A 609-nucleotide genomic window follows, 5' to 3' on the forward strand; every position below is an offset into this window, starting at 1 on the left:
ATCATTATTTATTTTCTTTTCCTGCAGGTACTAAGATGTTTCAGTTCCCTGCGTTAGCTCCTTACTATGTAAGGTGATATCCCTTCAGGATATCGGGTTGTCCCATTCGGAGATTCACGGATCAAAGGTTATTTGCACCTCCCCGTGACTTATCGCAGCTTATCACGTCCTTCATCGCCTCCGAGAGCCAAGGCATCCGCCATGCGCCCTTCTTTACTTTCCTTATCCATTCGCTCACACTTGCGTGCCAGCGGGATGATATATACTTTCAGCTCTTTACTACTAAAATTACTGTTTGCTTGTACAATATGTCATAGATCGTTCATCTTCGTTTCTTACGTTTCCGATGGAGTGGAGAATAACGGATTCGAACCGTTGACCCTCTGCGTGCAAGGCAGATGCTCTAGCCAGCTGAGCTAATCCCCCGAACTTGATTCCGTTCGTAGTCCCAGGCAGAGTTGAACTGCCGACCTCTACATTATCAGTGTAGCGCTCTAACCAACTGAGCTATAGGACTAAGTTCAACCTAGTCTGTTTAATTAGACCCGGCTTCTTACTTTCTCTCTTCCGTATCATTACGGAATCATATCTTGAATAAACAACACCAGC

The 609-nt window shown here is 45.2% G+C and carries 2 tRNA genes and 1 rRNA gene; all 3 read right to left on the minus strand.

The features are described 5' to 3' along the window. Positions 1–223: ribosomal RNA gene (locus ACFFIX_RS27875) — 23S ribosomal RNA — on the minus strand; the annotation flags it as partial. A 129-nt stretch (positions 224–352) separates the two neighbouring features. Further along, a tRNA-Ala gene (locus ACFFIX_RS27880) sits at positions 353–426 on the minus strand. Positions 427–443: 17 nt separating this feature from the next. Further along, positions 444–517, minus strand: a tRNA-Ile gene (locus ACFFIX_RS27885). Between the last annotated feature and the right edge of the window lie 92 nt (positions 518–609).

The organism is Metabacillus herbersteinensis (assembly GCF_042433335.1).
Taxonomy (GTDB): Bacteria; Bacillota; Bacilli; order Bacillales; family Bacillaceae; genus Metabacillus; species Metabacillus herbersteinensis.